The 23,073-nt window shown below is 54.1% G+C and carries 21 protein-coding genes; 10 read left to right on the top strand and 11 right to left on the bottom strand.

Going from position 1 to position 23,073, the window contains the following annotated elements:
* Positions 1 to 5: 5 nt before the first annotated feature.
* The 9 genes from AC6CHM_RS02615 to AC6CHM_RS02575 form a co-directional block, all read right to left on the bottom strand.
* Complete coding sequence (locus tag AC6CHM_RS02615; RefSeq protein ID WP_336440177.1) at positions 6 to 371, bottom strand: GFA family protein; 366 nt, start codon at positions 369 to 371, stop codon at positions 6 to 8.
* A gap of 108 nt (positions 372 to 479) precedes the next feature.
* On the bottom strand, positions 480 to 1,658 hold the full coding sequence (locus tag AC6CHM_RS02610; RefSeq protein ID WP_498172638.1) for a BaiN/RdsA family NAD(P)/FAD-dependent oxidoreductase: 1,179 nt from the start codon (positions 1,656 to 1,658) through the stop codon (positions 480 to 482).
* Positions 1,658 to 2,452 carry a YdcF family protein gene (locus tag AC6CHM_RS02605; protein WP_498171886.1) on the bottom strand — a complete coding sequence of 265 codons (795 nt, stop codon included), beginning with the start codon at positions 2,450 to 2,452 and terminating at the stop codon, positions 1,658 to 1,660. The genes AC6CHM_RS02610 and AC6CHM_RS02605 overlap by 1 nt, the downstream gene beginning before the upstream one ends.
* Positions 2,452 to 2,931 (bottom strand): GNAT family N-acetyltransferase, encoded by a 480-nt coding sequence (locus tag AC6CHM_RS02600; RefSeq protein WP_498171884.1) that lies wholly within the window; start codon positions 2,929 to 2,931, stop codon positions 2,452 to 2,454. Before AC6CHM_RS02600 ends, AC6CHM_RS02605 begins: the two co-directional genes overlap by 1 nt.
* Entirely contained in the window at positions 2,922 to 4,403 is a 1,482-nt protein-coding gene (gene gatA / locus AC6CHM_RS02595) for an Asp-tRNA(Asn)/Glu-tRNA(Gln) amidotransferase subunit GatA (RefSeq protein ID WP_498171882.1), read from the bottom strand. Before gatA ends, AC6CHM_RS02600 begins: the two co-directional genes overlap by 10 nt.
* 10 nt (positions 4,404 to 4,413) lie before the next feature.
* The gene (locus AC6CHM_RS02590) at positions 4,414 to 4,896 is read right to left on the bottom strand and encodes a GNAT family N-acetyltransferase (protein ID WP_115053184.1); all 483 of its coding nucleotides are present in this window, start codon (positions 4,894 to 4,896) and stop codon (positions 4,414 to 4,416) included.
* A 7-nt stretch (positions 4,897 to 4,903) separates the two neighbouring features.
* Positions 4,904 to 5,191 (bottom strand): Asp-tRNA(Asn)/Glu-tRNA(Gln) amidotransferase subunit GatC, encoded by a 288-nt coding sequence (gene gatC, locus AC6CHM_RS02585; protein ID WP_115053185.1) that lies wholly within the window; start codon positions 5,189 to 5,191, stop codon positions 4,904 to 4,906.
* Between the two features lie 81 nt (positions 5,192 to 5,272).
* Positions 5,273 to 6,964, bottom strand: coding sequence for a hypothetical protein (locus tag AC6CHM_RS02580; RefSeq protein WP_498171879.1), 1,692 nt, complete (start codon positions 6,962 to 6,964; stop codon positions 5,273 to 5,275).
* Positions 6,965 to 7,047: 83 nt separating this feature from the next.
* Positions 7,048 to 7,752 (bottom strand): metal-dependent hydrolase, encoded by a 705-nt coding sequence (locus AC6CHM_RS02575; RefSeq protein ID WP_115053187.1) that lies wholly within the window; start codon positions 7,750 to 7,752, stop codon positions 7,048 to 7,050.
* 102 nt (positions 7,753 to 7,854) lie between these two features.
* Between AC6CHM_RS02575 and ruvX the strand changes: the two genes are divergently transcribed.
* Positions 7,855 to 8,355: a Holliday junction resolvase RuvX gene (gene ruvX, locus AC6CHM_RS02570; protein WP_115053188.1), complete on the top strand. Its 501-nt coding sequence runs from the start codon at positions 7,855 to 7,857 to the stop codon at positions 8,353 to 8,355.
* Here the strand turns inward: ruvX and AC6CHM_RS02565 are convergent.
* Positions 8,319 to 8,642 (bottom strand): DUF6105 family protein, encoded by a 324-nt coding sequence (locus AC6CHM_RS02565; protein ID WP_115053189.1) that lies wholly within the window; start codon positions 8,640 to 8,642, stop codon positions 8,319 to 8,321. The genes ruvX and AC6CHM_RS02565 overlap by 37 nt on opposite strands.
* 272 nt (positions 8,643 to 8,914) lie before the next feature.
* Positions 8,915 to 10,546, bottom strand: a complete 1,632-nt coding sequence (locus AC6CHM_RS02560) for an acyl-CoA dehydrogenase family protein (RefSeq protein ID WP_307284726.1) — start codon at positions 10,544 to 10,546, stop codon at positions 8,915 to 8,917.
* A 212-nt stretch (positions 10,547 to 10,758) separates the two neighbouring features.
* On the opposite strand from AC6CHM_RS02560, the gene AC6CHM_RS02555 reads away from it, so the two are divergent.
* The 9 genes from AC6CHM_RS02555 to AC6CHM_RS02515 all read left to right on the top strand — a co-directional run bounded on the left by AC6CHM_RS02555 (position 10,759) and on the right by AC6CHM_RS02515 (position 22,573).
* On the top strand, positions 10,759 to 11,724 hold the full coding sequence (locus AC6CHM_RS02555; RefSeq protein WP_354343591.1) for an aspartate carbamoyltransferase catalytic subunit: 966 nt from the start codon (positions 10,759 to 10,761) through the stop codon (positions 11,722 to 11,724).
* The gene (locus tag AC6CHM_RS02550; RefSeq protein WP_498171875.1) at positions 11,721 to 13,007 is read left to right on the top strand and encodes a dihydroorotase; all 1,287 of its coding nucleotides are present in this window, start codon (positions 11,721 to 11,723) and stop codon (positions 13,005 to 13,007) included. The genes AC6CHM_RS02555 and AC6CHM_RS02550 overlap by 4 nt, the downstream gene beginning before the upstream one ends.
* A gap of 18 nt (positions 13,008 to 13,025) precedes the next feature.
* Positions 13,026 to 13,634 (top strand): glycerol-3-phosphate 1-O-acyltransferase PlsY, encoded by a 609-nt coding sequence (plsY, locus tag AC6CHM_RS02545; protein ID WP_498171873.1) that lies wholly within the window; start codon positions 13,026 to 13,028, stop codon positions 13,632 to 13,634.
* Positions 13,631 to 14,764, top strand: a complete 1,134-nt coding sequence (gene dprA / locus AC6CHM_RS02540) for a DNA-processing protein DprA (protein WP_354343584.1) — start codon at positions 13,631 to 13,633, stop codon at positions 14,762 to 14,764. Before plsY ends, dprA begins: the two co-directional genes overlap by 4 nt.
* 492 nt (positions 14,765 to 15,256) lie before the next feature.
* Positions 15,257 to 17,866 (top strand): type I DNA topoisomerase, encoded by a 2,610-nt coding sequence (gene topA / locus AC6CHM_RS02535; protein WP_498171870.1) that lies wholly within the window; start codon positions 15,257 to 15,259, stop codon positions 17,864 to 17,866.
* Between the two features lie 9 nt (positions 17,867 to 17,875).
* Complete coding sequence (gene rnr / locus AC6CHM_RS02530) at positions 17,876 to 20,227, top strand: ribonuclease R (RefSeq protein WP_370878818.1); 2,352 nt, start codon at positions 17,876 to 17,878, stop codon at positions 20,225 to 20,227.
* On the top strand, positions 20,224 to 20,649 hold the full coding sequence (locus AC6CHM_RS02525) for a DUF983 domain-containing protein (protein ID WP_115053197.1): 426 nt from the start codon (positions 20,224 to 20,226) through the stop codon (positions 20,647 to 20,649). Before rnr ends, AC6CHM_RS02525 begins: the two co-directional genes overlap by 4 nt.
* 7 nt (positions 20,650 to 20,656) lie before the next feature.
* On the top strand, positions 20,657 to 21,397 hold the full coding sequence (locus tag AC6CHM_RS02520; protein WP_115053198.1) for an NUDIX hydrolase: 741 nt from the start codon (positions 20,657 to 20,659) through the stop codon (positions 21,395 to 21,397).
* A 3-nt stretch (positions 21,398 to 21,400) separates the two neighbouring features.
* Positions 21,401 to 22,573 (top strand): MFS transporter, encoded by a 1,173-nt coding sequence (locus tag AC6CHM_RS02515; RefSeq protein ID WP_115053199.1) that lies wholly within the window; start codon positions 21,401 to 21,403, stop codon positions 22,571 to 22,573.
* The last annotated feature ends 500 nt before the right edge of the window (positions 22,574 to 23,073 follow it).

Below are 23,073 nucleotides of genomic sequence, written 5' to 3'. Positions count from 1 at the left end.
ATAATTTACCAGAGATTCCTTCCGTCAATATGATCTACCCTTAACGACGCAATATCAAAATCATCGAAGAGCCGGACATTCACGCTGACGCGCGGATTCTCAAAATCCGGTTTGAAATCCACCCAGTTGGGTACTTCCGAAAAAGTACCGCAGCCGCAAACATTGCAATGATGATGCTTGTTCATGCCGTTGCGGGAATAAATGGCATCGGCTTCCGGCTTCACCGAAATTGTCACTTGGTCGGGTGTGTAATAAGCCCAGAGCGCACCCCGCTTGGTGCAGAAAGTGCAATTGCACACCGTGACCGACTCCGGCGCTTCGCTGATTTCGAGCTTGATTGCACCGCAATGACAACTGGCAAAAATGGCCATGATTTCCTCCCGTTTGAACATGTCTCCTGGAATCGATATAGCACATCCACTGACAACCTCATGTCAGCAGGCTTTGTGCTCATTCGTTCTTATCGCGAGTGATTTGCCCTAAACCACTTGCCCTGACACCCAGCCGGAAGACCATGCCCATTGGAAATTATATCCACCTAGCCAACCGGTTACATCGACAACCTCACCTATGAAATAAAGACCTTTCGCTGACTTTGCTTCCATGGTTTTTTGGTCCAGGCCATCCGTATCAACACCGCCAAGTGTCACTTCGGCAGTCCGGTAGCCCTCCGAACCTGCAGGTTTCACCTGCCATTCATTCACCGCTTTTTCGACCGCCAGCAATTGCTTATCGGTCAGGTCAGCCAGATGCCGGTCAATGCCGCTATTTTCCGCAATCAACTGCGCCAGACGCTTCGGCAGAAGCTCACTTAGGGCTGTTTGCAATGCCTGTCGGCCATTGCGGACTCGCGCTGCGCGCAAAGCATCAAACACTTTCACACCGGGCAACATGGCGACGCTGATCGTATCGCCTTCCCGCCAATAAGAAGAAATCTGCAATATGGATGGACCACTCAATCCGCGATGGGTGAAGAGCATTGCCTCTGCAAATTTTGTCTTGCCGTGGCTTACCACTGCATCGACCGAAATACCCGATAGCGGTTTCAACGGAGCAAGTGTGTTTTCGTCAAAGGTAAGCGGAACCAGTGCAGGACGTGTGTCTGTAATTTTCATGCCGAACTGCCGGGCGATATCATAGCCGAAGCCGGTTGCACCCATTTTCGGAATGGATTTCCCACCGCACGCGACGACCAGTGACGTGCATCTCACCTTGTCTCCGGCCAGATCAACCAGATACCTATTATCTTCTCTTACGATGGAATCGATCGTAGTGCGCAACCGTAACTCGACCCCGGCCTGCCTCATTTCTGTTACCAGCATATCGATGATCTGCTTGGCTGAACCATCGCAGAAAAGCTGACCGAGGGTCTTTTCGTGCCAGGCAATACTGTATCTGTTTACCAGAGCGAGGAAATCGCGCTGCGTATAGCGGCGCAAAGCCGAGATACAGAAATGCGGGTTTTTGCTGATGTAGTTTTGCGGCGCCGCGTTAATATTGGTGAAGTTGCAGCGGCCGCCACCGGATATGCGTATTTTGTCGCCTGGTGTTGCGGCATGATCGATGATCAGCACGGAACGTCCACGCTTGCCCGCCTCAATAGCGCACATCATGCCAGCCGCGCCTGCGCCTATGATGAGAACGTCAACTTGTTTTATCATGGCGCAGGCAATAATTGTTCAGTTCGACCAGCCAGCCAATAGGCCAGCAGCCCTGCCCATTCGCGCGCAGCAATCGCCATATTCTGCAATGAATCCTGTGGGTTGTCTTCTGCAAGTCGAATGGTTTCGGCACCAGATGCGCGATAATCCGCTGGCCATGGCACCACGTCAAACCCCGCTTTGCGAAACAGGCCGATCGAACGCGGCATATGGAATGCCGAGGTGATGAGCAGCCAGGTTTCGCCCGGCTTCGCGTCTACCATCTGCTTTGTGAATAGTGCATTTTCGTAAGTGTTGCGCGACTTGCTTTCGAGAATGAGGCGCTCTGGTGCTACGCCAAGAGCTGTCAGCAGGCGCGGCGCGGTCACGCCGTCGGCTTCGCCATCCAAAAGCAATGTGCCTGTTCCACCCGTAACGACAACCTTCGCTTCCGGATGTTTGCGCGCCAAAATGGCAGCCTCGACAAAGCGGTCGCCACTGGCATTGAGTTCATAGCCGCCGCGCACCAGATTTACACCGCCTTCAAAGCCGCCGCCAAGAACGATTATGCCATCCACCTTTGCCGGAAGTGCGTCTGGGCGTTGGAAACGATCCTCCAACGGATTGATCATTAAAGCACCAAGCGTCGTCCACGCGCCAAGTCCCAGAACAAGAAATGCGATAGCAGCCGTTGCCATTGCCAGACGCCGCCAGCGCCAGATGAGCAGCAGGAAAGTCAATCCCATGAAAATGATAGCGAAGTTCAGCGGTTGGGCGAAAAACCAGAAGACCTTTGAAAGCACGAAAAACACTATTTGAGCTCCGCCAGCATCTGCACTTTGTCGATTTCACGTTCAAGACTTGTAGACCATTCCGGTCCTCGTTCGACAATATTGAAGCCTTCGCGCTGATAGAGTCTGATTGCGCCGATATTGCGGGCATGCGTGCTGATGCGCGCCTTCAAGTACCCCGCATGTCGAATTGCCGCCATCATTTCACGCAGCAGCGACGATCCGACCCCTTGCCCCTGCACGGCTGGGTCCACCCAAAGATCGGAAATATAGTCGTTATTTTCTTCCCGAGCGCCCCAGCCAAGCACCGTCTGCTCCAATTGAGCCACCAGCACCGTATTATAAGAGCTTCGTGCGAATTCCCTGAAAGCCTTTTCGACATGCATGCGCATGCCGGGCAGTTCCGGTTCAAACGAAAAGATATTTGATGCCCAAGCGCTGGAGCCGACAGCAGCGATTGCTGTTATGTCAGCTTCTGTGGCGCGCCTGATTACCACCATTTCGGCGCGTTGAACTTGCCTGCCGCCTGTTCAATCACATAAGCGGTCTGAAACAGAGTTTCTTCGTCGAATGGACGGCCGATCAGCTGGAGACCCAGCGGCAGTCCGCGGCTGTCCAGCCCGGCAGGAACGGCGATACCCGGCAAGCCCGCCATGTTCACGGTCACGGTGAAAATATCATTGAGATACATTTTCACCGGGTCGGAATTCATTTCCTGATCAGCGATGCCGAAAGCAGCAGAAGGCGTAGCTGGCGTAAGGATAGCATCGACACCTGCATGGAAGGCGTCTTCGAAATCCTTCTTGATCAGCGTGCGCACCTTCTGAGCCTGCAAATAATAGGCATCGTAATAGCCAGCCGAAAGCACATAGGTGCCAATCATGATACGGCGCTTCACCTCTTCGCCAAATCCCTTGGCGCGAGTGTTTTCGTACATGTCGACAATGTCCTTGCCGGGAACGCGCAGGCCATAGCGAACGCCGTCATAGCGCGCCAGATTTGACGATGCCTCGGCAGGCGCAACAATATAATAGGCCGGCAGTGCATATTTCGTATGCGGCAGCGAAATATCGACAATGGTTGCCCCTGCATCCTTCAGCCAGCTAATGCCCTGCTGCCAAAGCTTTTCGATCTCTTCCGGCATGCCGTCAACGCGGTATTCCTTGGGAATGCCGATCTTTATGCCCGCAAGCGGCTTGCCGATAACCGCCTCATAGTCAGGCACCGCAATATCGACCGAGGTTGTATCCTTGGCATCGACGGAAGCCATGGACCTCAACAGGATCGCGGCATCGCGCACATCGCGTGCAATCGGCCCCGCCTGATCCAGCGACGATGCAAACGCGACAATGCCCCATCGCGAGCAACGGCCATAGGTAGGCTTGATTCCGACCGTGCCGGTAAAAGCCGCAGGCTGGCGGATTGAACCGCCCGTATCGGTTGCGGTCGCTCCTGCGCAAAGCCGTGCGGCGACAGCTGCTGCAGAGCCGCCCGATGATCCACCCGGAACGAGATCAACATTGGAGCCTTTTGCGCGCCAAGGGTTTTTCACTGGCCCGTAATAGGAACTTTCATTGGAAGAGCCCATTGCGAACTCGTCCATGTTGAGCTTGCCGAGCATCACCGCGCCGTCAGCCCATAAATTTGCTGTTACAGTGGATTCGTAATGCGGCTTGAACCCATCCAGAATATGCGATGCAGCCTGCGTATGGACACCTTCCGTACCGAATAGATCCTTGATGCCAAGTGGAATGCCTTCCAGCGCGCCGCCATTGCCAGCCGCCAGCCGTGCATCGGATGCCTTCGCCATTTCCAGCGCCTTCTCAGGCGTGGTGACGATATAGGCGTTCAGCGCCTCATTTGCGTTCTCGATTGCCTGAAGATAGGCGCTAGTAAGTTCCGTGGCGGTAATCGCCTTGGCTTTCAGCTGGTCGCGCGCCTCTGCAATGGTGAGAGCGGTAAGATCGTTCATCTTAAAGTCCTTATTGAGCAACTGCTAAAGCGAGCCGCTTTTCGTAAAATGCACTATATTCGGAATCCGGATAGTCAAGCAGCACACCGCAGCGGGTAAATCCGGAGCGTTCATAAAGTCGCCAGGCCGGTTCAAAGCCCGGTGTAGTGCCCGTCTCCAGAACGAGGCGATTCATGCCCTTTTCATTGGCCAGCGCCGTAATTGCATCGAGCAAAGCAGAACCAATGCGCTGTCCGCGCACGGTGGGCCGGGTGAACATGCGTTTCACCTCACCAATTCCATCATCATGTTCTTTGAGTGCGCCGCAGCCGATAGCCTTGCCTGTTTCATCGCGAGCTACAAAAACAGTCGTGTCTTCATCTGCCATCTGCTCGACAGTCATTTTGAACTGGAATTCCAGCGGTGAAAGCGGCGAAAGGTGATCATTGAGATCGCTTACCAGCGAGCGCACATCGTCCTGCAAGGGTGTCTCTATCGCAATGGAAACAGCCATGGTTCAATTACTCCACGACTTTTGGCACAACAAAGAAATTTTCTTCGGTTGTCGGGGCATTGGCGACGATATCTGCAACCTTGTCGCCATCGGTGACAACGTCCTGGCGCTTCTTCATCGCCATGGGGGTTACCGACGTCATCGGCTCCACGCCTTCGACATTCACTTCGTTCAACTGTTCCACGAAACCAAGGATCGCATTCAATTGGCCGGTCATCCGGGAAACATCATCCTCGGTGACCGCGATGCGGGCAAGATTCGCAACGCGTTTTACAGTGGCAGTATCGACGGACATAGGGATTCCTGAATTCAGATTTTGATGTTGAAGCTATAGTGTCCGTTACGCCCAAGCGCAACGGACAACAACAGATAAGCGCTACTGCGCCGCGTCTGGCGCAACTTCCTGCTGCTCGCTATCCAGCGGGGCATCTTCAGTGTCCAAGGCATCATCATCCGATGCAGCGGCACCGTCATCTGTCGCAGTTGTATCATCATCGGGAGCAATCCCGAAGATGGAACTGTCAAACAGCGGCTTTCCAGCGGCATCGGGACCTTTGACGGCATTGCCGTTAACCTGGATCGATCCATCGCTTTTCTGGTCGACAATCCACTGAATGCGGCCATCGGGCAGCTCATTGCCAAAGTCTTTGGCCAGTTTGACGAAGACGATGTAATTCTTGATCTCAGGCTCTTCTTCTGATGCCTTGTTCAGCCGGTCGACCAGCTTGTCAAACCCTGCCATTTCCCAAGTTGTCCGGCTCTGCGGCTTTAGCGTGGCAAATGTGACCTCGCCTTCGACGGTAAGTTCAGCATCTACGGTTCTCACAAGGCTTTTCGAGATCGTGACCTTTGGCGGATTGAGCATGAAGGCGGTGCCCATTTCCTCGGCAAACGCATCCGAAATCGGCTTCTCCTTGCTCAGATCCATCTCCTTGATCCCACCACGCACCACCGTATCGAGATCAAGCCCTGCGGCGCCGAAAGAAAGCTCCACATCGGTTGGAAGGAAAGGAATGGTCCAATCAGGAATTGGCAGAGGCGGATACTGAAGTCCATTTGTGCGCACTGCGTAATTATAGGCGCCGCTTTTGCTGATGCCGTCGAAGTTCACCTCCTGAGAAATGTTCTTCGTTACGAATGGGCCGATCGGGGTGTCGACGCTCATATCCGAGAACCGATATGAGCCAGCCAATTTTTCCCAAAGCGGCAAAGCGGCAAGCAATTTTGTTTTCAACTCGGCTTGTTCAGCGTCGCTAAGCTTCGTCTTTTCTTCCGGTGTTTTTGCAAAGTCGTCGGAATGGGCGACGAAAAACGCCCAAAGATCCAGAATCTCAACATTCCTCACACCGCTGCCTTTTGCGTCGACACCAAGGTTGGCAGCACTGATACCCACCTTCATAAACTCTTCCGGTGTTGTCGGGACGGCTGGTTTGGCTTCACCATCCGTCACTGTCTCTTCAACTGCCGGGTCAGATTTGAATGAAATCGTTTCCTTGAAGTTCTCGGCTGTCTGGACTTGAGTGAAGTCCACTCCTCCCGACGCGCCAGCAGATGCAGCCATTTCAGCCTTTGCCTTGCCGGCAGTGGCTTCCATTTCCTGCGTCGACGATGACGAACTCATTTTAAAACCGTCATACGTGGAAGTAGCCTTGGAGAAAGTGCCGATTTTCGGATCAAAGACGCCGCGAAGGTCCATATTGTCGATAGACCACTTGAAGCTTTCCTTGCCGGTTGGCGCATTTATCTCGACAGAACCGTTCACGGTGGTTTTCGACGAAACGTCCCACGAGCCGTCAGCCAGCGGCTTGGTCAAAAAGCTATATTCGCCGAAGTCACCTTTGAAGAGGTCCTGCTTCGGCAAAATCTCCAACAGCTTGGCTGTGCTGAAGGTGATTTTGTAGCTGTCTCCTTCCGGCTTGACACTCAGAACCTTCTTCTCAAGAGCGGTTTTACCAAAATACTTCGACAAGGTAGCTGACAGTTCTTTTGCCCCATTGGCATCGACCGTTTGCGCACTGGCAGGTGTTAGCGCCAGCAGAGAACAGGAAATCAGCAGCAATTTACGCAAGATATTCTCCAAAGCTCGGTTATCTGACGATAGGGTCAACAACCCTAGCGATCATCTTTTGCAACGGCTCTAACAAACTCAAATCAAACAGTAAAATGCTTATTTGGTTCGGCGACGATTACTTCGCTCGTGCCACCTTCCATTCCGGCAACAAACTTGTCGGCCGTCTGATCTATTATCGGAAAGGAAGCATAGTGACAGGGTATGACCTTGCCAAACTTGAAGTAGCGCCGCGAAGCAAGCGCTGCTACCGCACCGCCCATGGTGAAGCGGTCTCCAATCGGCACAATACCGATTTCCGGCTGGTGCAGCTCATTGATCAAGGCCATGTCGGAAAAGATATCCGTATCGCCCATATGATAGAGCGTAGGTTCATCGTCAAAATGCAGCACCACGCCATTTGCATTGCCGAGTGAATGCGAAACGCCATCCTCGGTCATTTGCGCAGATGAGTGCAGCGCATTGACGTAAGTCACTGTAAATCCGTCATAAGAAACGGTTCCGCCTGTATTTGTCGGATCGACGCGCGCCACGCCTTTCGAGCCGAGCCATGTCACAAGATCAGCATTGCCAGTCACCAGCGCACCTGTATCCTTGGATATATCAACAGTATCGCCCACATGGTCGCCATGGCCATGTGTGAGGATAATGTGATTGGCGCCCTTGGTTGCATCCTTGAAGTCCACGCCCTTGGCGCCGGGATTCCCATTCAGAAACGGATCAATGAGGATGATGTTCTTCGCAGTTTCGATACGGAAACCGGATTGTCCCAGCCAGGTAATTTTCATTGTTCAGAATCCTTCATCATTTAGGTCAGGCCTCGCCAGAGGCGTCTAATAGCGTTATGTGAACAGATTAAACCGATCAGACAACCGCAGGAAGCAAACAGTTTGACAATTTTGGCGATTGAGCAGTTGGAAGAGCATGTTGCGGACGGTAAGACTGTTGCTGGTCTTGATCTTGGCACAAAGACGATTGGTATCGCCATATCAGATCGTGGCTTTTCCTTTGCCAACCCGCGTCCGGTTCTCAGGCGCAGCAAGTTCACCCATGATGCGCAAGACCTGCTGAAGGCGCTCGCCGCAGACAATGTCGGGGCAATTATCATCGGACTGCCGGTTAATATGGATGGTAGCGAAGGACCGCGTGTCCAGGCCACCCGCGCCTTCGTCCGCAATATGGAGAAACTTACCGATCTGCCATTTGTCTATTGGGATGAGCGTCTATCCACTGTTGCAGCGGAACGCGCTCTCATCGGCATGGATGTTTCAAGGCAAAAACGGGCGGAGCGGATTGATTCCGCCGCCGCCGCCTTCATTCTGCAAGGCGCATTGGACCGCCTGCAAGGCCTGCGTCAGGAAGCTGATGCAGTCGGCAATTCTTCAGAATAACGCGCACGCTCCGCGCGCCATGCCTTGACCCATGCGATAATCTTGCGGCGACGCCGGAAGGCGATCAGCAATAGAACCAATCCTGTGTCGAAAACACATGCTCTGGCGACCAGCGGAGGAATGCTCTCAGGCGCTATTCCGAGGATGTTGCCGTAGATCATGAAGACCTGATCATGCAACTCACGGCTGAAAAAATGCATGCCCATGTTGAGATCGTAATAAGACAGAAAATACCATCCCCACAAGAAAACCAGCGGTCCGCCCCAGAAAATCAGGAAATTGCGCATTCAATGCTCCTCGAAGGGCTTGCATGGTTCATTGGCTAACCCTCGGTTTTTATGAAGGCTTTTCGACTCAGAGTGATATCTGTTAAGACGTTAGCCGCAACGTAAACCGTTTGTTAAGGTTAATTTAAGAAAATTTAATTCAAATTGAAGGAATTAGCGAGGGCCCTATCCGAGCCTTCGGCAAATTTTTTCAGCTATTTTAGGAAAATTTGACTCAAATGCCACGCAAGCGGTGGCAAGAGGCTCGCCGGTCGGCATCTCTGCTACTCGAATCAGCCTGCAGATGGATAGAGTGAATTAACGATATTGGCGGCGTTATGCCGGGCGTCCAGCATGCCGTAGGTCGTGCGCCATTGACCACCAAGGCGCGTTTCAATAAAGGCGTCTGCAATATCTTCGGACTGAAGATAGCGCAATTCCGCTCCTGCCGCAGCCAATGCCAATTGCTCGGTCAGGATGCGTGCTGCACCTTCATCATTTTCAGCCACACGCATGGCGGCGCGGAGCACTTCCACCGTCCCCTGCCCGCCACGGCCAAGCTGGGAGCCGATCCAGTTCAGCACTTCATCGAAAAGCTGCGGTCCGCGCTTCAATACGCGAAGCACATCCAGCGCCATGACATTGCCGGAGCCTTCCCAAATCGCATTGACCGGCGCTTCACGATAAAACCGCGCCAGATTGCCTTCTTCGATGTAACCATTTCCGCCAAGGCATTCCATTGCCTCATAGAGCATTGCCGGGGCAATTTTGGCCACCCAATATTTAACGACAGGGGTCATGACGCGCGCGAATGCCGCCTCGCCGCGATCTCTGGCTGCATTATCAAATGCCCGTGCCAGACGCAGTGTCAGTGCTGTTGCGGCAGCAGAATCCAGCGCCATGTCCGCCAGAACGCGCAGCATTAAAGGCTTGTCTATCAGCGGACCGCCAAAAACGACACGGTGTCTGGCGTGATGCACTGCCTCGGCCAGGCCCGCCCTCATCAAACCAGCTGAAGCAATGGAGCAATCGAGCCGTGTCAACGTCACCATATCGATGATGGTTTTAACGCCATCACCAGGATTGCCGACCATCTGGCCAAGCGCATTCTCAAATTCCACCTCCGATGAGGCATTCGAGCGATTGCCGAGCTTGTCTTTCAACCGCTGGAATCGAAAGCCATTGGACGAGCCATCAGGCAGTATGCGCGGCACCAGAAAGCACGACAGACCTTCGCGGGCTTGCGCCAATACCAAAAATGCATCCGACATTGGCGCGGACATGAACCATTTATGCCCGGTCAGACGATAAAAGCCGCTGCCAGCGGGCTCCGCCTTGGTTGTATTCGTATTGACGTCTGTTCCGCCCTGCTTTTCCGTCATGCCCATGCCGAGCGTCAGGCCTGTTTTCTTCGCGGGCGATTTATTACTGGAATCATATTTGCGCGGCAGGATCAGCGGCGACCATTCGCGGTAGAGATGAGGCGCAGCCATGAGCGCTGCCAGTGAAGCGCTTGTCATCGTCAATGGGCAAAGATGCCCGCATTCCAGTTGCGACGTCAGATAGAAACGGCTTGCGCGCGACTGATGCCGCAAACCGGATTCCGCCTTGCCATCTTCCCAGATCGAAGAATGCAGTCCTTGCCCGACAGACCGCCGCATGAGCGCATGGTATGCTGGATGATACTCAACCACATCAGACCGAAAGCCCTGGCGATCATGGGTGCGCAGACGGGGTGCTTCCGTATTGGCGAGCCTTGCCAGATCCAACGCATCAGCCGACAGCACAAAACGACCGCTCTGTTCCAGCTCGTCACGTACGCTTTTCGGGAACCGCTTGGTGATCTGCATCAGCAATGGATCACCCAGATAAGCGTTTTGCCCGGTCATTGGTGGTGTCTGGTTAAGAACGTCGTGGGTTTTCAAGAAACTGTCCTGATTCAAATTCGCTTTTCTTTTATATGGAGCGAACATTCTGACAAGCGGTTAATATATGGACTCTTCGATGATAGTCGATATTCATCATACCTATGCTAAGTCCGTTCCGGCTTTTCAAAATTTTTATTGGGGAGCGATGGACAATGACGCATGGCAGCGCTTGCAGCCGTAAGCTATCGCGCTTATAGGGGGGACTTGATATGACATCAAAAACATCTCCTTTGCTTTTCCCCCATCGCCACTTGCTTGGCATCAAGGGCCTTTCCCCGCAAGATATCATCCATCTTCTCGATCTCGCCGACAGCGAAGTCGCCGTTTCGCGGCAATCGGAAAAGAAAAAGAGCGTCCTGCGGGGCCGCACACAGATCAATCTGTTCTTTGAAGCATCCACCCGCACGCAATCATCCTTTGAGCTTGCGGGCAAACGCCTTGGCGCTGATGTGATGAACATGTCGGTCGGCAATTCGTCGGTGAAAAAGGGTGAAACGCTGATTGATACAGCGATGACGCTCAATGCAATGCGCCCCGACATTCTTATCATCCGTCATGCGTCTGCCGGTGCCGCGGCGCTCCTTGCCCAAAAGGTAGGCTGCTCGGTGGTCAATGCCGGCGACGGCGCCCATGAACACCCGACGCAAGCCCTACTTGATGCGCTCACCATCCGCCGCGCCAAGGGCAAGGTCGCACGGTTGACGGTGGCGATCTGCGGTGACGTTCTTCATTCCCGGGTCGCGAGATCGAATATCATCCTGCTAAATGCGCTGGGTGCGCGGGTGCGCGTGATTGCGCCGTCCACCCTCTTGCCTGCCGGCATTGCCCATATGGGTGCAGAGGTCTTCCACAACATGGAAGAAGGCCTGAAGGATGTGGACGTCATCATGATGCTGCGTTTGCAGCGCGAGCGTATGGCCGGCTCATTCGTCCCGTCCGTGCGCGAATATTTCCGCTATCACGGCCTTGATCGCGAGAAGCTCAAATATGCCAAGCCGGATGCGCTTGTCATGCATCCCGGCCCGATGAATCGCGGCGTCGAAATCGCTTCCGATGTTGCCGACGGCTCGCAAAGCGTCATTCAGGAACAGGTGGAGATGGGCGTTGCCGTTCGCATGGCGGTCATGGAAGCCCTGCTTGATCCACGCCGTAATCCGGAAGGAGTTGCCGGATGAACACCACGGTTCTTAACAATGCCCGCATTGTCGACCCCTCGCGCGGTCTCGACGAAATTGGCACGCTGATTATACAAGACGGAAAAATTGTTGCCAGCGGCGCCGATGTCCGCAATCAGGGTACACCTGAAGATGCGACCATCATTGATTGCCGTGGCAAGGCTGTGCTTCCGGGCCTCGTGGATGCGCGCGTTTTCATCGGTGAGCCCGGCGGCGAACACCGCGAGACTATCGCATCGGCAAGCCATGCAGCTGCGGCAGGCGGTGTTACCTCAATCATTATGATGCCGGACACCGATCCGGTCATCGATAATGTTGCACTGGTCGAGTTCGTCAAGCGTACCGCGCGCGACACGGCAGTCATCAATGTTTATCCGGCGGCGGCGGTCACCAAGGGCTTATCCGGCGAAGAAATGACCGAGATTGGTCTGCTGCGGGAGGCTGGCGCGGTGGCTATCACCGAAGGGCGCCATTCCATCGCCAACACGCAGTTGATGCGCCGCGCCCTCACCTATGCGCGGGATTTCGGTGTCGTCCTTGCCCATGAAACGCAGGATGCTCATCTGGGCGTCAATGGCGTTATGAATGAGGGCCTTTACGCCAGCTGGCTCGGCCTTTCCGGCACACCGCGCGAAGCCGAAGTCATTCCTCTGGAGCGGGACATGCGCCTTGCTGCCTTGACGAAGGGCGCCTATCACGCTGCACAGATTTCCACCGCCATGTCTGCGGAAGTCGTCAATCGTGCAAAACAGAACGGCTTGAATGTCACCTCTGCGGTGTCCATCAATCACCTTTCGCTCAATGAGAATGACATTGGCGAGTTCCGGACATTCTTCCGCCTGCAACCTCCTCTGCGTCTCGAAGAAGATCGCCTCGCCATGGTTGAAAGCCTGCGGGACGGAACGATTGACATTATCGTATCGGCACATGATCCGCAGGATGTCGACACGAAGCGCCTGCCTTTTGCCGATGCGGCAGCGGGTGCGATCGGTCTTGAAACCCTGCTCGGTGCGGCGCTGCGGCTTTATCACAATGGCGATGTTCCGCTTCTTCGCATCATTGAAGCATTGTCCACCGCCCCGGCCCGGATTTTCGGTCTGGATGCGGGATCGCTTCGTCCGGGTTCGGTCGCGGATATGACCATAGTCGATCTTGACGAACCATGGATTGTCAGAGAAGAAGATTTGACGTCACGCTCCAAGAACAGCTGTTTTGAAGGCGCGCGTTTTCAAGGCCGTGTTGTCCAGACATTTGTTGCTGGAAAGTCAGTTTTTTCCATCTAAAACCCGAGGGGATGGGTCATGTCGGATTTCTTCAATGCCGGAATTCCACTTTTACTCCTCTCATTGATTTTCGGTTACCTGCTGGGTTCGGTTCCCTTCGGGCTGATTCTGACACGCATGGCTGGTTTGGGTGATGTGCGCAGCATTGGCTCCGGCAATATCGGCGCGACCAATGTGCTTCGAACCGGCAATAAAAAGCTGGCCGCAGCGACGTTGATCCTTGATATGCTGAAGGGAACTGTTGCCGTGCTGGTTGCCGGTATTGCCGGTCCCGAGGCTGCAATCGCTGCTGGGCTGGGCGCTTTTCTTGGTCACATTTTTCCGGTCTGGCTGAAATTCAAAGGCGGCAAGGGCGTGGCCACATATCTTGGCGTATTGCTTGGACTGTTCTGGAAAGGTGCGCTTATCTTTGCCGCCGTCTGGCTGCTGATTGCCTTTGCCACCCGTTATTCATCTCTTGCGGCTCTTGTAGCAGCCGTCGTCACACCTATTGCCTTATACTTTTTGGGTTATCATCAGATCGCATTTCTATTTCTCATTTTGACAATCATCGTATTCCTTAAACACCGAGCCAATATTCAGCGGCTTGTTTCGGGTACCGAAGGTAGAATCGGCTCCAAAAAATGAACGAAGAGAAGAAAGGCATTCGCCTTTCTGATGAGCAAAGGTTGAGCTGGGTTCGGCTCATCCGCAGCGAGAATGTGGGTCCGGCTACATTTCGTGAGCTGATAGCCCATTGCGGCTCTGCGTCGAACGCCATTGAGATGCTGCCTGATCTCGTTCGGCGTGGTGGCAGAGGAAAGCCCATCCGCGTCACCAGCAAAGAAGATGCCGAGCGGGAAATTCATGCCGCAGCCAAAATGGGCGCTTTCTTCATCGGCATCGGCGAACCCGATTATCCGCGTTACCTCAAACAATGCGACAATCCTCCGCCTCTAGTAGCAATAAAGGGAAATCCTGATGTTTTCCGTTTGCCGCCCGTGGCAATTGTCGGCGCACGAAATGCTTCATTGGTCGGAATCAAATTTGCCCGAACCATCGCTCGCGAGCTTGGTGAGGTTGGGTTTGCCACGATTTCCGGGCTTGCACGAGGTATCGATACCGCTGCCCATGAAGCAAGCCTGCATCACGGGACTGTCGCTGCTATGGCGGGCGGTCTTGATCACCCCTATCCCCCGGAAAATCTGGGATTATACAAGGCTATTCCCGAACATGGCGGTGCCGTCATCAGCGAAATGCCTTTGGGATGGGAGCCACGCGCCAGGGATTTTCCACGACGGAACAGAATAATCGCCGCTTTGTCTCTTGGCCTGGTCGTTGTGGAAGCAGCGGAGCGGTCAGGTTCGCTCATCAGTGCAAGACTGGCCGGTGAGCTTGGCAGACTGGTGTTCGCCGTGCCCGGATCGCCGCTTGATCCAAGAGCAAAAGGTACCAATGCACTGTTGAAAAACGGTGCGATTGTTACAACGGGCGCCGAAGATATCATCAGCGCTATTGTGCCGCTGATTGACCGTCCCACTCTCGACGAGACCGGCTTTCCTGCCCCTTCAGAAGATTGGATCTCGCCAGTGCCTCCCGATCAAACCGAGAGAGACCGGCTGTTTAATCTGCTGGGGCCGGTGCCGGTGGATATCGATGATTTGATCCGAACCAGCCAGTTACATCCGTCAGTGGTAATGCTGATTTTGCTGGAACTTGATCTGGCCGGTCGACTACAGCGCCACTCAGGAGGTAACGTTTCTCTTGCGTGGGACTGACTTCACGCCCATTTGCTTGCGCAATTGGTCATTGCTCTCTATATACGCGATCTCGATCAAATAGCTTAACATATCCATATTGTTGGTTTTTGCCATTACACGTAATTCACCAAGCATTTGCTGAATAAATCTCGCGCTTTCGATTTCATTAATTTCCTTGCTGCTCATAAATGTTACCCTCAAATACAATTTAATATCTAAAATATATGTTATACGCGGCTAAGAGCATTCAAATTTAAGTTAATATAAGCTTCTGTTTTTAATGCTTTTTCCACGCAACCAAAAACAGTTGCATGAATCAGTTCTCCCTTTGCACCTGAATTCAAATTACCATTAATTGCACAAGACCGGCGAGCAACTCAGGGTTGTATTTCACGATTTTTCGCTTACAGACCTTGACGTTGTGTGTAAGCCTGTTCATTTCACAGGCCAATTCCGAACTGAAATTAGTGCTTTTGTAATCTGACAAGGGCAGGAAAGCTCAATTCTGCAATGAACGTTGTTGTCGTCGAATCGCCTGCCAAGGCCAAAACCATCAATAAATATCTCGGCTCGGGTTACACCGTCCTGGCTTCGTTTGGCCATGTCCGTGACCTGCCTGCCAAGGATGGGTCTGTGCGCCCGGATGATGATTTTTCCATGTCCTGGGAGGTGGATTCAGCCTCATCCAAGCGCCTTGGGGATATTGTAAAGGCTCTCAAAGACAGTGACGGCCTCATTCTCGCAACCGATCCGGATCGCGAGGGCGAAGCCATTTCGTGGCATGTGCTGGAGGTTTTGCAGCAGAAAAAGGCGATCGGCAAAAAGTCGGTCAAGCGTGTTGTATTCAACGCAATAACCAAGGGTGCCGTGCTTGAGGCCATGGCCAACCCGCGTGACATTGATATGCCGTTGGTTGACGCCTATTTGGCGCGCCGAGCGCTGGATTATCTGTTCGGCTTTACGCTTTCGCCCGTACTTTGGCGCAAATTACCCGGTGCTCGATCCGCTGGGCGTGTGCAGTCGGTTGCATTGCGGCTTGTCGCGGATCGCGAAGCGGAAATCGAACGTTTTGTTCGCGAAGAATACTGGAACATCGCTGCGCTGCTCAAGACTCCGCGTAATGATGGCTTTGAAGCGCGTCTGGTTTCCGTCGATGGCAAGAAGCTCGGCAAGCTGGACATAAAGAACGGCGAGCAGGCAGGCGAGATTCGCACCATGCTTGAAGGCGCAGCTTTCAAGGCGGCGTCTGTTGAAGCCAAGCCGATCAAGCGCAGCCCTGGACCTCCCTTTACCACATCCAGCTTGCAGCAGGCGGCATCGGGCCAACTCGGCTTCTCCGCTTCGCGTACCATGCAGATCGCGCAAAAGCTTTATGAAGGTATGGACCTTGGCAATGAGACTGCCGGTCTGATCACCTATATGCGTACGGATGGCGTGCAGATGGCACCGGAGGCTGTCCAGGCAGCGCGCCAGACCATCGGCAAGGTATTCGGCGAGAAATATGTGCCGGAAAAGCCGCGCTTCTACTCGACTAAAGCCAAGAATGCGCAGGAAGCCCACGAAGCAATCCGCCCGACGGACTTCAACCGGCATCCAAAGGATATGCGCAAGTTTCTTGATGCGGATCAGGCCAAGCTTTACGAGCTGATCTGGAAACGTGCGATTGCCAGCCAAATGCAATCGGCTGATATTGAGCGGACCACTGTCGAAATCGATGCAAACAATGGAGCGCGATCGGCCCAGCTACGTGCCACCGGTTCTGTCGTTCGTTTCGACGGGTTCCTGGGTGCCTACACGGATCATCGCGAAGAAGAAGATGTCGATGAAGACGGCGCACGTCTTCCTGAGGTTCGCGCTGGCGAGGCTCTTGCCCGCGAAAAAATCAATGCCACACAGCATTCGACCGAACCGCCGCCTCGCTATTCGGAAGCCACGCTCATCAAGAAAATGGAAGAGCTGGGCATTGGTCGCCCTTCCACCTATGCCTCGACGCTCGCTACGTTGCGGGATCGTGAATATATTACGATTGAAAAGCGCAAACTCATCCCTGAAGCCAAGGGCCGTCTGGTCATCGCGTTTTTGGAAAGTTTCTTCCAGCGTTATGTCGAATATGATTTCACGGCGGACCTCGAAGAGAAGCTTGATGAGATTTCCGATGGCAAGCTCAAGTGGAAAGATGTCCTGCGCGCCTTCTGGACGGATTTCTTCGGTTCTGTCGATGGAATCAAGGAGCTGCGCGTAACCAATGTGCTCGACGCACTGAATGATCGCCTCGGACCGCTTGTGTTCCCTCCCCGTGAGGACGGTAGCGATCCGCGCATTTGTCAGGTCTGCGGTACGGGTAATCTGTCGCTCAAGCTTGGGAAATACGGCGCTTTCGTCGGTTGCTCGAACTATCCCGAATGCAAATTCACCCGTCAGCTGGGCGGTAGCGAGACTGCAAGCGAAAATGGCAATGGCGGCGATGAGCCGAAACTGCTTGGTAAAGATCCTTATACGGATGAGGATATTACTGCCCGCAATGGCCGGTTTGGTCCTTATGTGCAACGCGGCGAAGGCAAGGAAGCCAAGCGCGCCAGCTTGCCAAAAGGCTGGACATTCGATGCGCTCGACCATGAAAAGGCGCTGGCACTTCTGTCGTTGCCGCGCGATGTCGGCCAGCATCCTGAAACGCAAAAAATGATTTCGGCTGGTATTGGCCGTTATGGCCCCTATCTTACCCATGATGGCACTTATGCCAATCTGGAAAATGCCGATGAAGTTTTCACAATCGGTCTGAACCGGGCTGTGACAGTCATTGCGGAGAAGCAGGCCAAAGGTCCAGGACGTGGGCGGGGTACGCCAGCGGCTCTTAAAGAACTTGGCGAGCATCCCGATGGCGGCCCGATTACAGTTCGCGATGGCAAATATGGGCCTTACGTTAATTGGGGTAAGGTCAATGCCACGCTGCCCAAAGGCAAAGATCCGGCTGGCGTCAGCGTTGAGGAAGCGCTTGTATTGATTGCCGCAAAAGCTGGTTCGGCGCCGAAAAAGAAAGCGCCAGCCAAAAAAACAGCGGCAAAAAAGCCCGCAGTCAAAAAGGCGGCTCCTAAAAAAGCCGCAGCGAAAAAAGCAAGTTAGGATAAAGAATTGGCACGCCGTATCTCTCCACCCAGCGGAAAAAAAAGGCCTGCCCATTCTGCCACTTCCGGCCTTATCAAGCCAGTTCGTGAAGCTCGCATGCCCAGCCGCGAGGAAATTCTCCAGTTCATCAAGGAGAATCCCGATCTGGCCGGAAAGCGGGATATCGCCAAGGCCTTCAATCTGAAGGGCGATGCCCGTATTGCTCTGAAAGATATTCTGCGCGATCTGGCTGGCGACGGTCTGGTTGAAAAACGTGCCAAGCGTCTCGCCGTGCCTGGAAGCCTGCCAAGTGTAGCAGTTCTTGACATTACCGGACGCGAAGGCGATGGCGGCTTGATAGCAAAACCAACCGAATGGGAAGCAACCCATGCGGACGAACGCCCGCCGGTCGTTTTCATCCGCGCCTCGCGCGGGCACAAAGGCCCTGCTGTCGGCGTTGGTGATCGCGTGCTTGCCCGTATCTTCCAAGGTGCTGATCCAAGCGGTCCAGCCTATACGGGCCGCGTCATCAAGAAGATTGAGCATCGCAAGGATGCCGTGCTTGGCGTTCTGCGCAAACTCGACAATGGCGAATGGCGTCTTGAACCTGTCGAACGTCGTCAGGCTGAACTTGCCATCGATCCGGCACAACTCGACAACGCCAAGGTTAATGATCTGGTCGAGGTCGAGGTCTCGAAGATAAGCCGCTACGGTCTTGCCCTTGGGCGCATTACCCAGATCATCGGTTCAGTTGCCAGTGAAAAAGCACTGTCCATGATCGCTATTCATGAACATGAGATACCGCACGTCTTTCCCGACAGTGTGATGGCCGAGGCTGAAAAAGCCAAGCCGGCAACCATGGCGCATCGCGAGGACTGGCGGAAGGTGCCGCTCGTGACGATTGATCCGGCCGATGCCAAGGATCATGATGATGCTGTATATGCGGAGCCCGATACGGACGAGAAGAATATCGGCGGATATATTGCGACCGTTGCCATTGCCGATGTTGCGGCCTATGTGACGCCGGATTCACAGCTCGACCGGGAAGCATTGAAGCGGGGCAATTCTGTTTATTTCCCTGACCGGGTTGTGCCGATGCTCCCTGAGCGCATCTCCAACGATTTGTGTTCACTCAAAGAATTGGTGGATCGCCCTGCCCTGGCCGTTCGCATGATTTTCGACAGCGAGGGGCGTAAAATCTCGCATACATTCCATCGCATCATGATGCGCTCCCATGCGCGCCTGTCCTATCCGCAGGCGCAGGCTGCGATTGATGGCGCAACGGATGAGAAAACAGCGCCTATTCTCGATACGATCCTCAAGCCGCTTTGGGCTGCATATGCCGCTTTGAAACGTGGACGCGATGCGCGCGAGCCGCTCGAACTTGATTTGCCGGAAAAGAAGATTTTGCTGACGCCCGAAGGTGGTGTCGACAAGGTCATTATCCCGCCCCGCCTTGATGCGCACAAGCTCATCGAGGAATTCATGATCCAGGCGAATGTTGCTGCTGCCGAAACGTTGGAGCGCAAGAAACAGCCGCTCATCTTCCGGATTCACGACGCCCCATCTTTGGCAAAACAGGAAGGCCTGCGGGAATTCCTGCGCACGCTCGACATCTCGCTCGCTCGCGGCGCCGATATGCGTCCCAGCCACTTCAACAATATATTGAAGCGCGTTGATGGTTCTGAACAGCAGGACATGGTCAATCAGGTCGTGCTGCGTTCGCAATCGCAGGCCGAGTATAATCCAGCCAATATCGGGCATTTCGGCCTCAACCTGATGCGCTATGCGCACTTCACCTCGCCGATCCGCCGCTATGCCGATCTTATCGTGCATCGTGCGCTTATTTCAGCATTAGGTTTGGGCCCCGATGGCATCACGCCCAAGGAGGAAGCCGCGCTAGCCGAGATTGCAGCGCTCATTTCCACCTCTGAACGACGCGCCATGGCAGCCGAACGGGCCACCGTGGACCGCCTGATAGCGCATCATCTTGCCGATAAGATCGGTGCGAGTTTCGAAGGCCGCGTGCAGGGTGTGACCAAAGCTGGTCTTTTTGTCTCACTTGCGACATATGGTGCCGATGGCTTCATCCCCATTTCAACTCTGGGTGATGACTACTATCATTATGACGAAACCAATCACGCGCTGTCCGGCGAACGCAGCGGCAAGGGATTTCGTCTCGGTGATAATGTCGAGGTACGTCTCGTGGAAGCCTTGCCCGTCGCCGGTGCGTTACGATTTGAAATGCTGACAGAGCCACACCCGGTTCCCAGCGGCGTGCGCTCGCATCACAAGGCGACACGCTCTGCACGCAACGGCCAGAAACGTTTTCCTGGCGGGTCGCGCGGCAAGCCGGGAGGCCGGAGAGGTCGAGGATGACAGAACAGCTTATTGGAAAAAGCATCGCACAGGCGAAACCGCATCGGCCTGTCGGTCAGGCCATGTGGCGCGGTTTTCTAGGCCGCTGCCCGCATTGCGGCCAAGGAAAACTCTTCCGAGCCTTCGTGAAATCAGTCGATAATTGTTCCGTATGCGGTGAAGATTATACGCATCATCAGGCCGATGATTTCCCCGCCTATATAACCATCACAATTGTCGGGCATATTGTGCTTGGCGGCTTTCTGGCGATGGAAACACTTGTCATATTGTCGAACTGGGCGCATCTGGCAATATGGGTACCGCTGACGATCATCATGTCGCTCGCGTTGCTCCAGCCGGTAAAAGGCGCGATTATAGGCTTGCAATGGGCAAATTACATGCACGGGTTTGGCGAGAGCAGCGATCCAAAATCATCGGAATAACAATTTAATGGCCGTGAATGAGCTGAGGAAGCCGGTTCTTGCACAACAGGGCACCCTGAAGAAGCGGATACGCCCGCGCGATGCTGCTTCTCTTCTGATTGTCGACCGTTCCGGCGATGAGTTGCGCATTCTCATGGGAAAGCGTCACATGCGGCATGTCTTCATGCCAGGGAAATTTGTTTTTCCAGGTGGCCGGACAGAGCCGGCCGATGGGCGCATGCAGGCAATCGCAGAATTGTCGGAGCAGGACAGGACCAAGCTTCTCGATGATATGGCGGGGCGTTCGAGCATCACGCGCTGCCGTGCGCTGGCTCTTTCGGCCATCCGCGAGACCTATGAAGAGGCCGGGCTGTTTCTTGGTCAAAGAACTGAGTTCTCGAATGTTTCCCATCCGGACTGGGCTGCTTTTGCCGAGCGCAATGTCATGCCAGACCTTTCCGCGCTTCGCTATTTTGCGCGAGCAATCACCCCGCCCGGCATGCCTCGCCGCTTCGACACGCGGTTTTTTCTGGCATTTCGCGAGGCCGTTGCCGATTCGCTTCCCGAACAAACCGGCCCCTCACAGGAACTCGAGGAACTGGCATGGCTTTCCTTTGCTGAAGCGCTGGAACTTGATATTCCGGACATCACCAGAATTATCATCCGCGAAGCGCAAGGTTTGCTTGAAGCAAATCCTTCTCTTGATCCCGGTAATCCTGTGATCCGTTACCGTTTAAAATACGGGCGATTCGTCCGCGAGGTTATTTGATCCATGGATGCACTTAATTCTGACCGCGTAAAAGTCGGTTCGTCCTGGCGCGCGCTTGTAGCGGCCATAGCAACGATCAGCGCTGTTGGTGTCGCCATCGGCCTCGGTATTCCGCTTCTTAGCGTGATCCTCGAAAACCGCGGCCATTCCGCCACGATGATTGGCCTGAACGCCGCTGTTGCCGGCATTGCCTCCATTGTGGCAGCTCCGTTCGCGGCTCCAATCGCTGCGCGATTCGGCGTCGTGCCCACTTTGCTGGCAATGCTACTTATGGGCGGCCTCGCCTTTTTTGGCTTTCATTTTTTCACCGATTTCTGGATGTGGGTGGTCTTGCGTGTGTTTTTGCACTTCGCACTGACCATGCTCTTCATCCTGTCTGAATACTGGATCAATGCTGCCGCTCCACCCGAAAGGCGCGGCTTGGTGCTCGGCATTTATGGAACAGTGCTTTCCATGGGCTTTGCGCTTGGGCCATGGCTGTTTGCGCAAATAGGCAGTGTGGGAATCACGCCTTTTGCAGTTGGCTTCGGCATTATTGTTGTAGCCATGCTGCCCGTGCTGTTCGCATGGAAAGAGAGCCCTGATTTTCACGAAGAAGAACATGTTCCATTCGCCCCCTTCATCTGGGCAGTACCAACTGCAACCGCTGCTGTCTTTGTTTTCGGTGCTGTCGAAACAGGCGGCTTCGCCTTGTTTCCGGTATTCGGCGCCCGCATCGGCTATAGTGAGGCCAATGCAGCCCTGCTTTTGACAACAATTGGGCTTGGTAACGTTTTGATGCAGATTCCGATTGGTCTGCTCAGCGATCACGTGAAAGACCGACGCAAGATCCTTTTAGCCTGCACGTTGATCGGGCTTCTCGGCATGGGGCTTTTGCCCTTTATCTACTATAGCTGGTATCTTGTCGCTGCCCTGTTGTTTGTGTGGGGCGGTGCCGTGGCCGGGCTCTACACGGTTGGCTTGGCACATCTTGGATCACAATTGACGGGACGTGAGTTGGCCTCCGCCAATGCAGCCTTTGTGTTTTGCTATGCAGTGGGCATGCTCGTTGGCCCGCAGGCAATCGGCATTGGCATGGACATGATGGGACCAAGCGGCTTCGCCGTTGCTCTGGCGCTGTTCTTTGCTGCTTATGCGCTATTGGTTGGCTCGCGACTCATCAGCCGAAAGGGTTGATTGTTATAACTGCAAGGTGCTGGGACTTTCTCTAAAAGTGCCATATATTGGTTATCGGAGCGAGAGGCGAGCTTTCGCCCGCCTCTCTTTTCCTTAGTGTTTGAATTGAACCCGGACGGTCATTGACCAGCTCGTCCGGGTTTTCTCACAATAAGGCTGATACAAAACGGCAGATACCGCATCGTTCAATTCCAAGTTTGAAGGCAAGGCTTGTTCCTGTTGTTGGAGAAGCCAATCTCCCCCAATGCACCGCTGGCCGAGTGCTTTCTGCTTTTGCCTTCAAAACCTGAAATTACTCGAGCTATTGATGACGTGGTTCTTCACGCTGAACAACAAACGCAGGGTTGAATGTGCCAGACACAAATCATCGCGCCGGTTGTCCATGCACTTGGTGACGCTTTAAAAATCGGGAGATCGCCAGCCAAGGGTTGACTTTTATCGAGGTTGGTTTATGTGTCCGACCAACTTTCCGCTTGATGCCACACTGCTGGACTTGAATA

This window comes from Phyllobacterium sp. GQ127 (genome assembly GCF_059758635.1).
Note: the sequence above shows the minus strand (reverse complement) of the source record. Positions and strands in the feature narration are given on the sequence as shown.

Excerpts from the sequence above, each read along its gene's own strand:
- AC6CHM_RS02615 (WP_336440177.1), bottom strand. The coding sequence starts at position 371 with ATGGCCATTTTTGCCAGTTGTCATTGCGGTGCAATCAAGCTCGAAATC.
- AC6CHM_RS02515 (WP_115053199.1), top strand. The coding sequence starts at position 21,401 with ATGGATGCACTTAATTCTGACCGCGTAAAAGTCGGTTCGTCCTGGCGC.
- gatA (WP_498171882.1), bottom strand. The coding sequence starts at position 4,403 with ATGAACGATCTTACCGCTCTCACCATTGCAGAGGCGCGCGACCAGCTG.
- AC6CHM_RS02550 (WP_498171875.1), top strand. The coding sequence starts at position 11,721 with ATGAACACCACGGTTCTTAACAATGCCCGCATTGTCGACCCCTCGCGC.
- dprA (WP_354343584.1), top strand. The coding sequence starts at position 13,631 with ATGAACGAAGAGAAGAAAGGCATTCGCCTTTCTGATGAGCAAAGGTTG.
- AC6CHM_RS02600 (WP_498171884.1), bottom strand. The coding sequence starts at position 2,931 with ATGGTGGTAATCAGGCGCGCCACAGAAGCTGACATAACAGCAATCGCT.
- AC6CHM_RS02565 (WP_115053189.1), bottom strand. The coding sequence starts at position 8,642 with ATGCGCAATTTCCTGATTTTCTGGGGCGGACCGCTGGTTTTCTTGTGG.
- AC6CHM_RS02520 (WP_115053198.1), top strand. The coding sequence starts at position 20,657 with ATGGCCGTGAATGAGCTGAGGAAGCCGGTTCTTGCACAACAGGGCACC.
- AC6CHM_RS02575 (WP_115053187.1), bottom strand. The coding sequence starts at position 7,752 with ATGAAAATTACCTGGCTGGGACAATCCGGTTTCCGTATCGAAACTGCG.
- AC6CHM_RS02555 (WP_354343591.1), top strand. The coding sequence starts at position 10,759 with ATGACATCAAAAACATCTCCTTTGCTTTTCCCCCATCGCCACTTGCTT.
- gatC (WP_115053185.1), bottom strand. The coding sequence starts at position 5,191 with ATGTCCGTCGATACTGCCACTGTAAAACGCGTTGCGAATCTTGCCCGC.
- AC6CHM_RS02525 (WP_115053197.1), top strand. The coding sequence starts at position 20,224 with ATGACAGAACAGCTTATTGGAAAAAGCATCGCACAGGCGAAACCGCAT.
- plsY (WP_498171873.1), top strand. The coding sequence starts at position 13,026 with ATGTCGGATTTCTTCAATGCCGGAATTCCACTTTTACTCCTCTCATTG.
- AC6CHM_RS02590 (WP_115053184.1), bottom strand. The coding sequence starts at position 4,896 with ATGGCTGTTTCCATTGCGATAGAGACACCCTTGCAGGACGATGTGCGC.
- topA (WP_498171870.1), top strand. The coding sequence starts at position 15,257 with ATGAACGTTGTTGTCGTCGAATCGCCTGCCAAGGCCAAAACCATCAAT.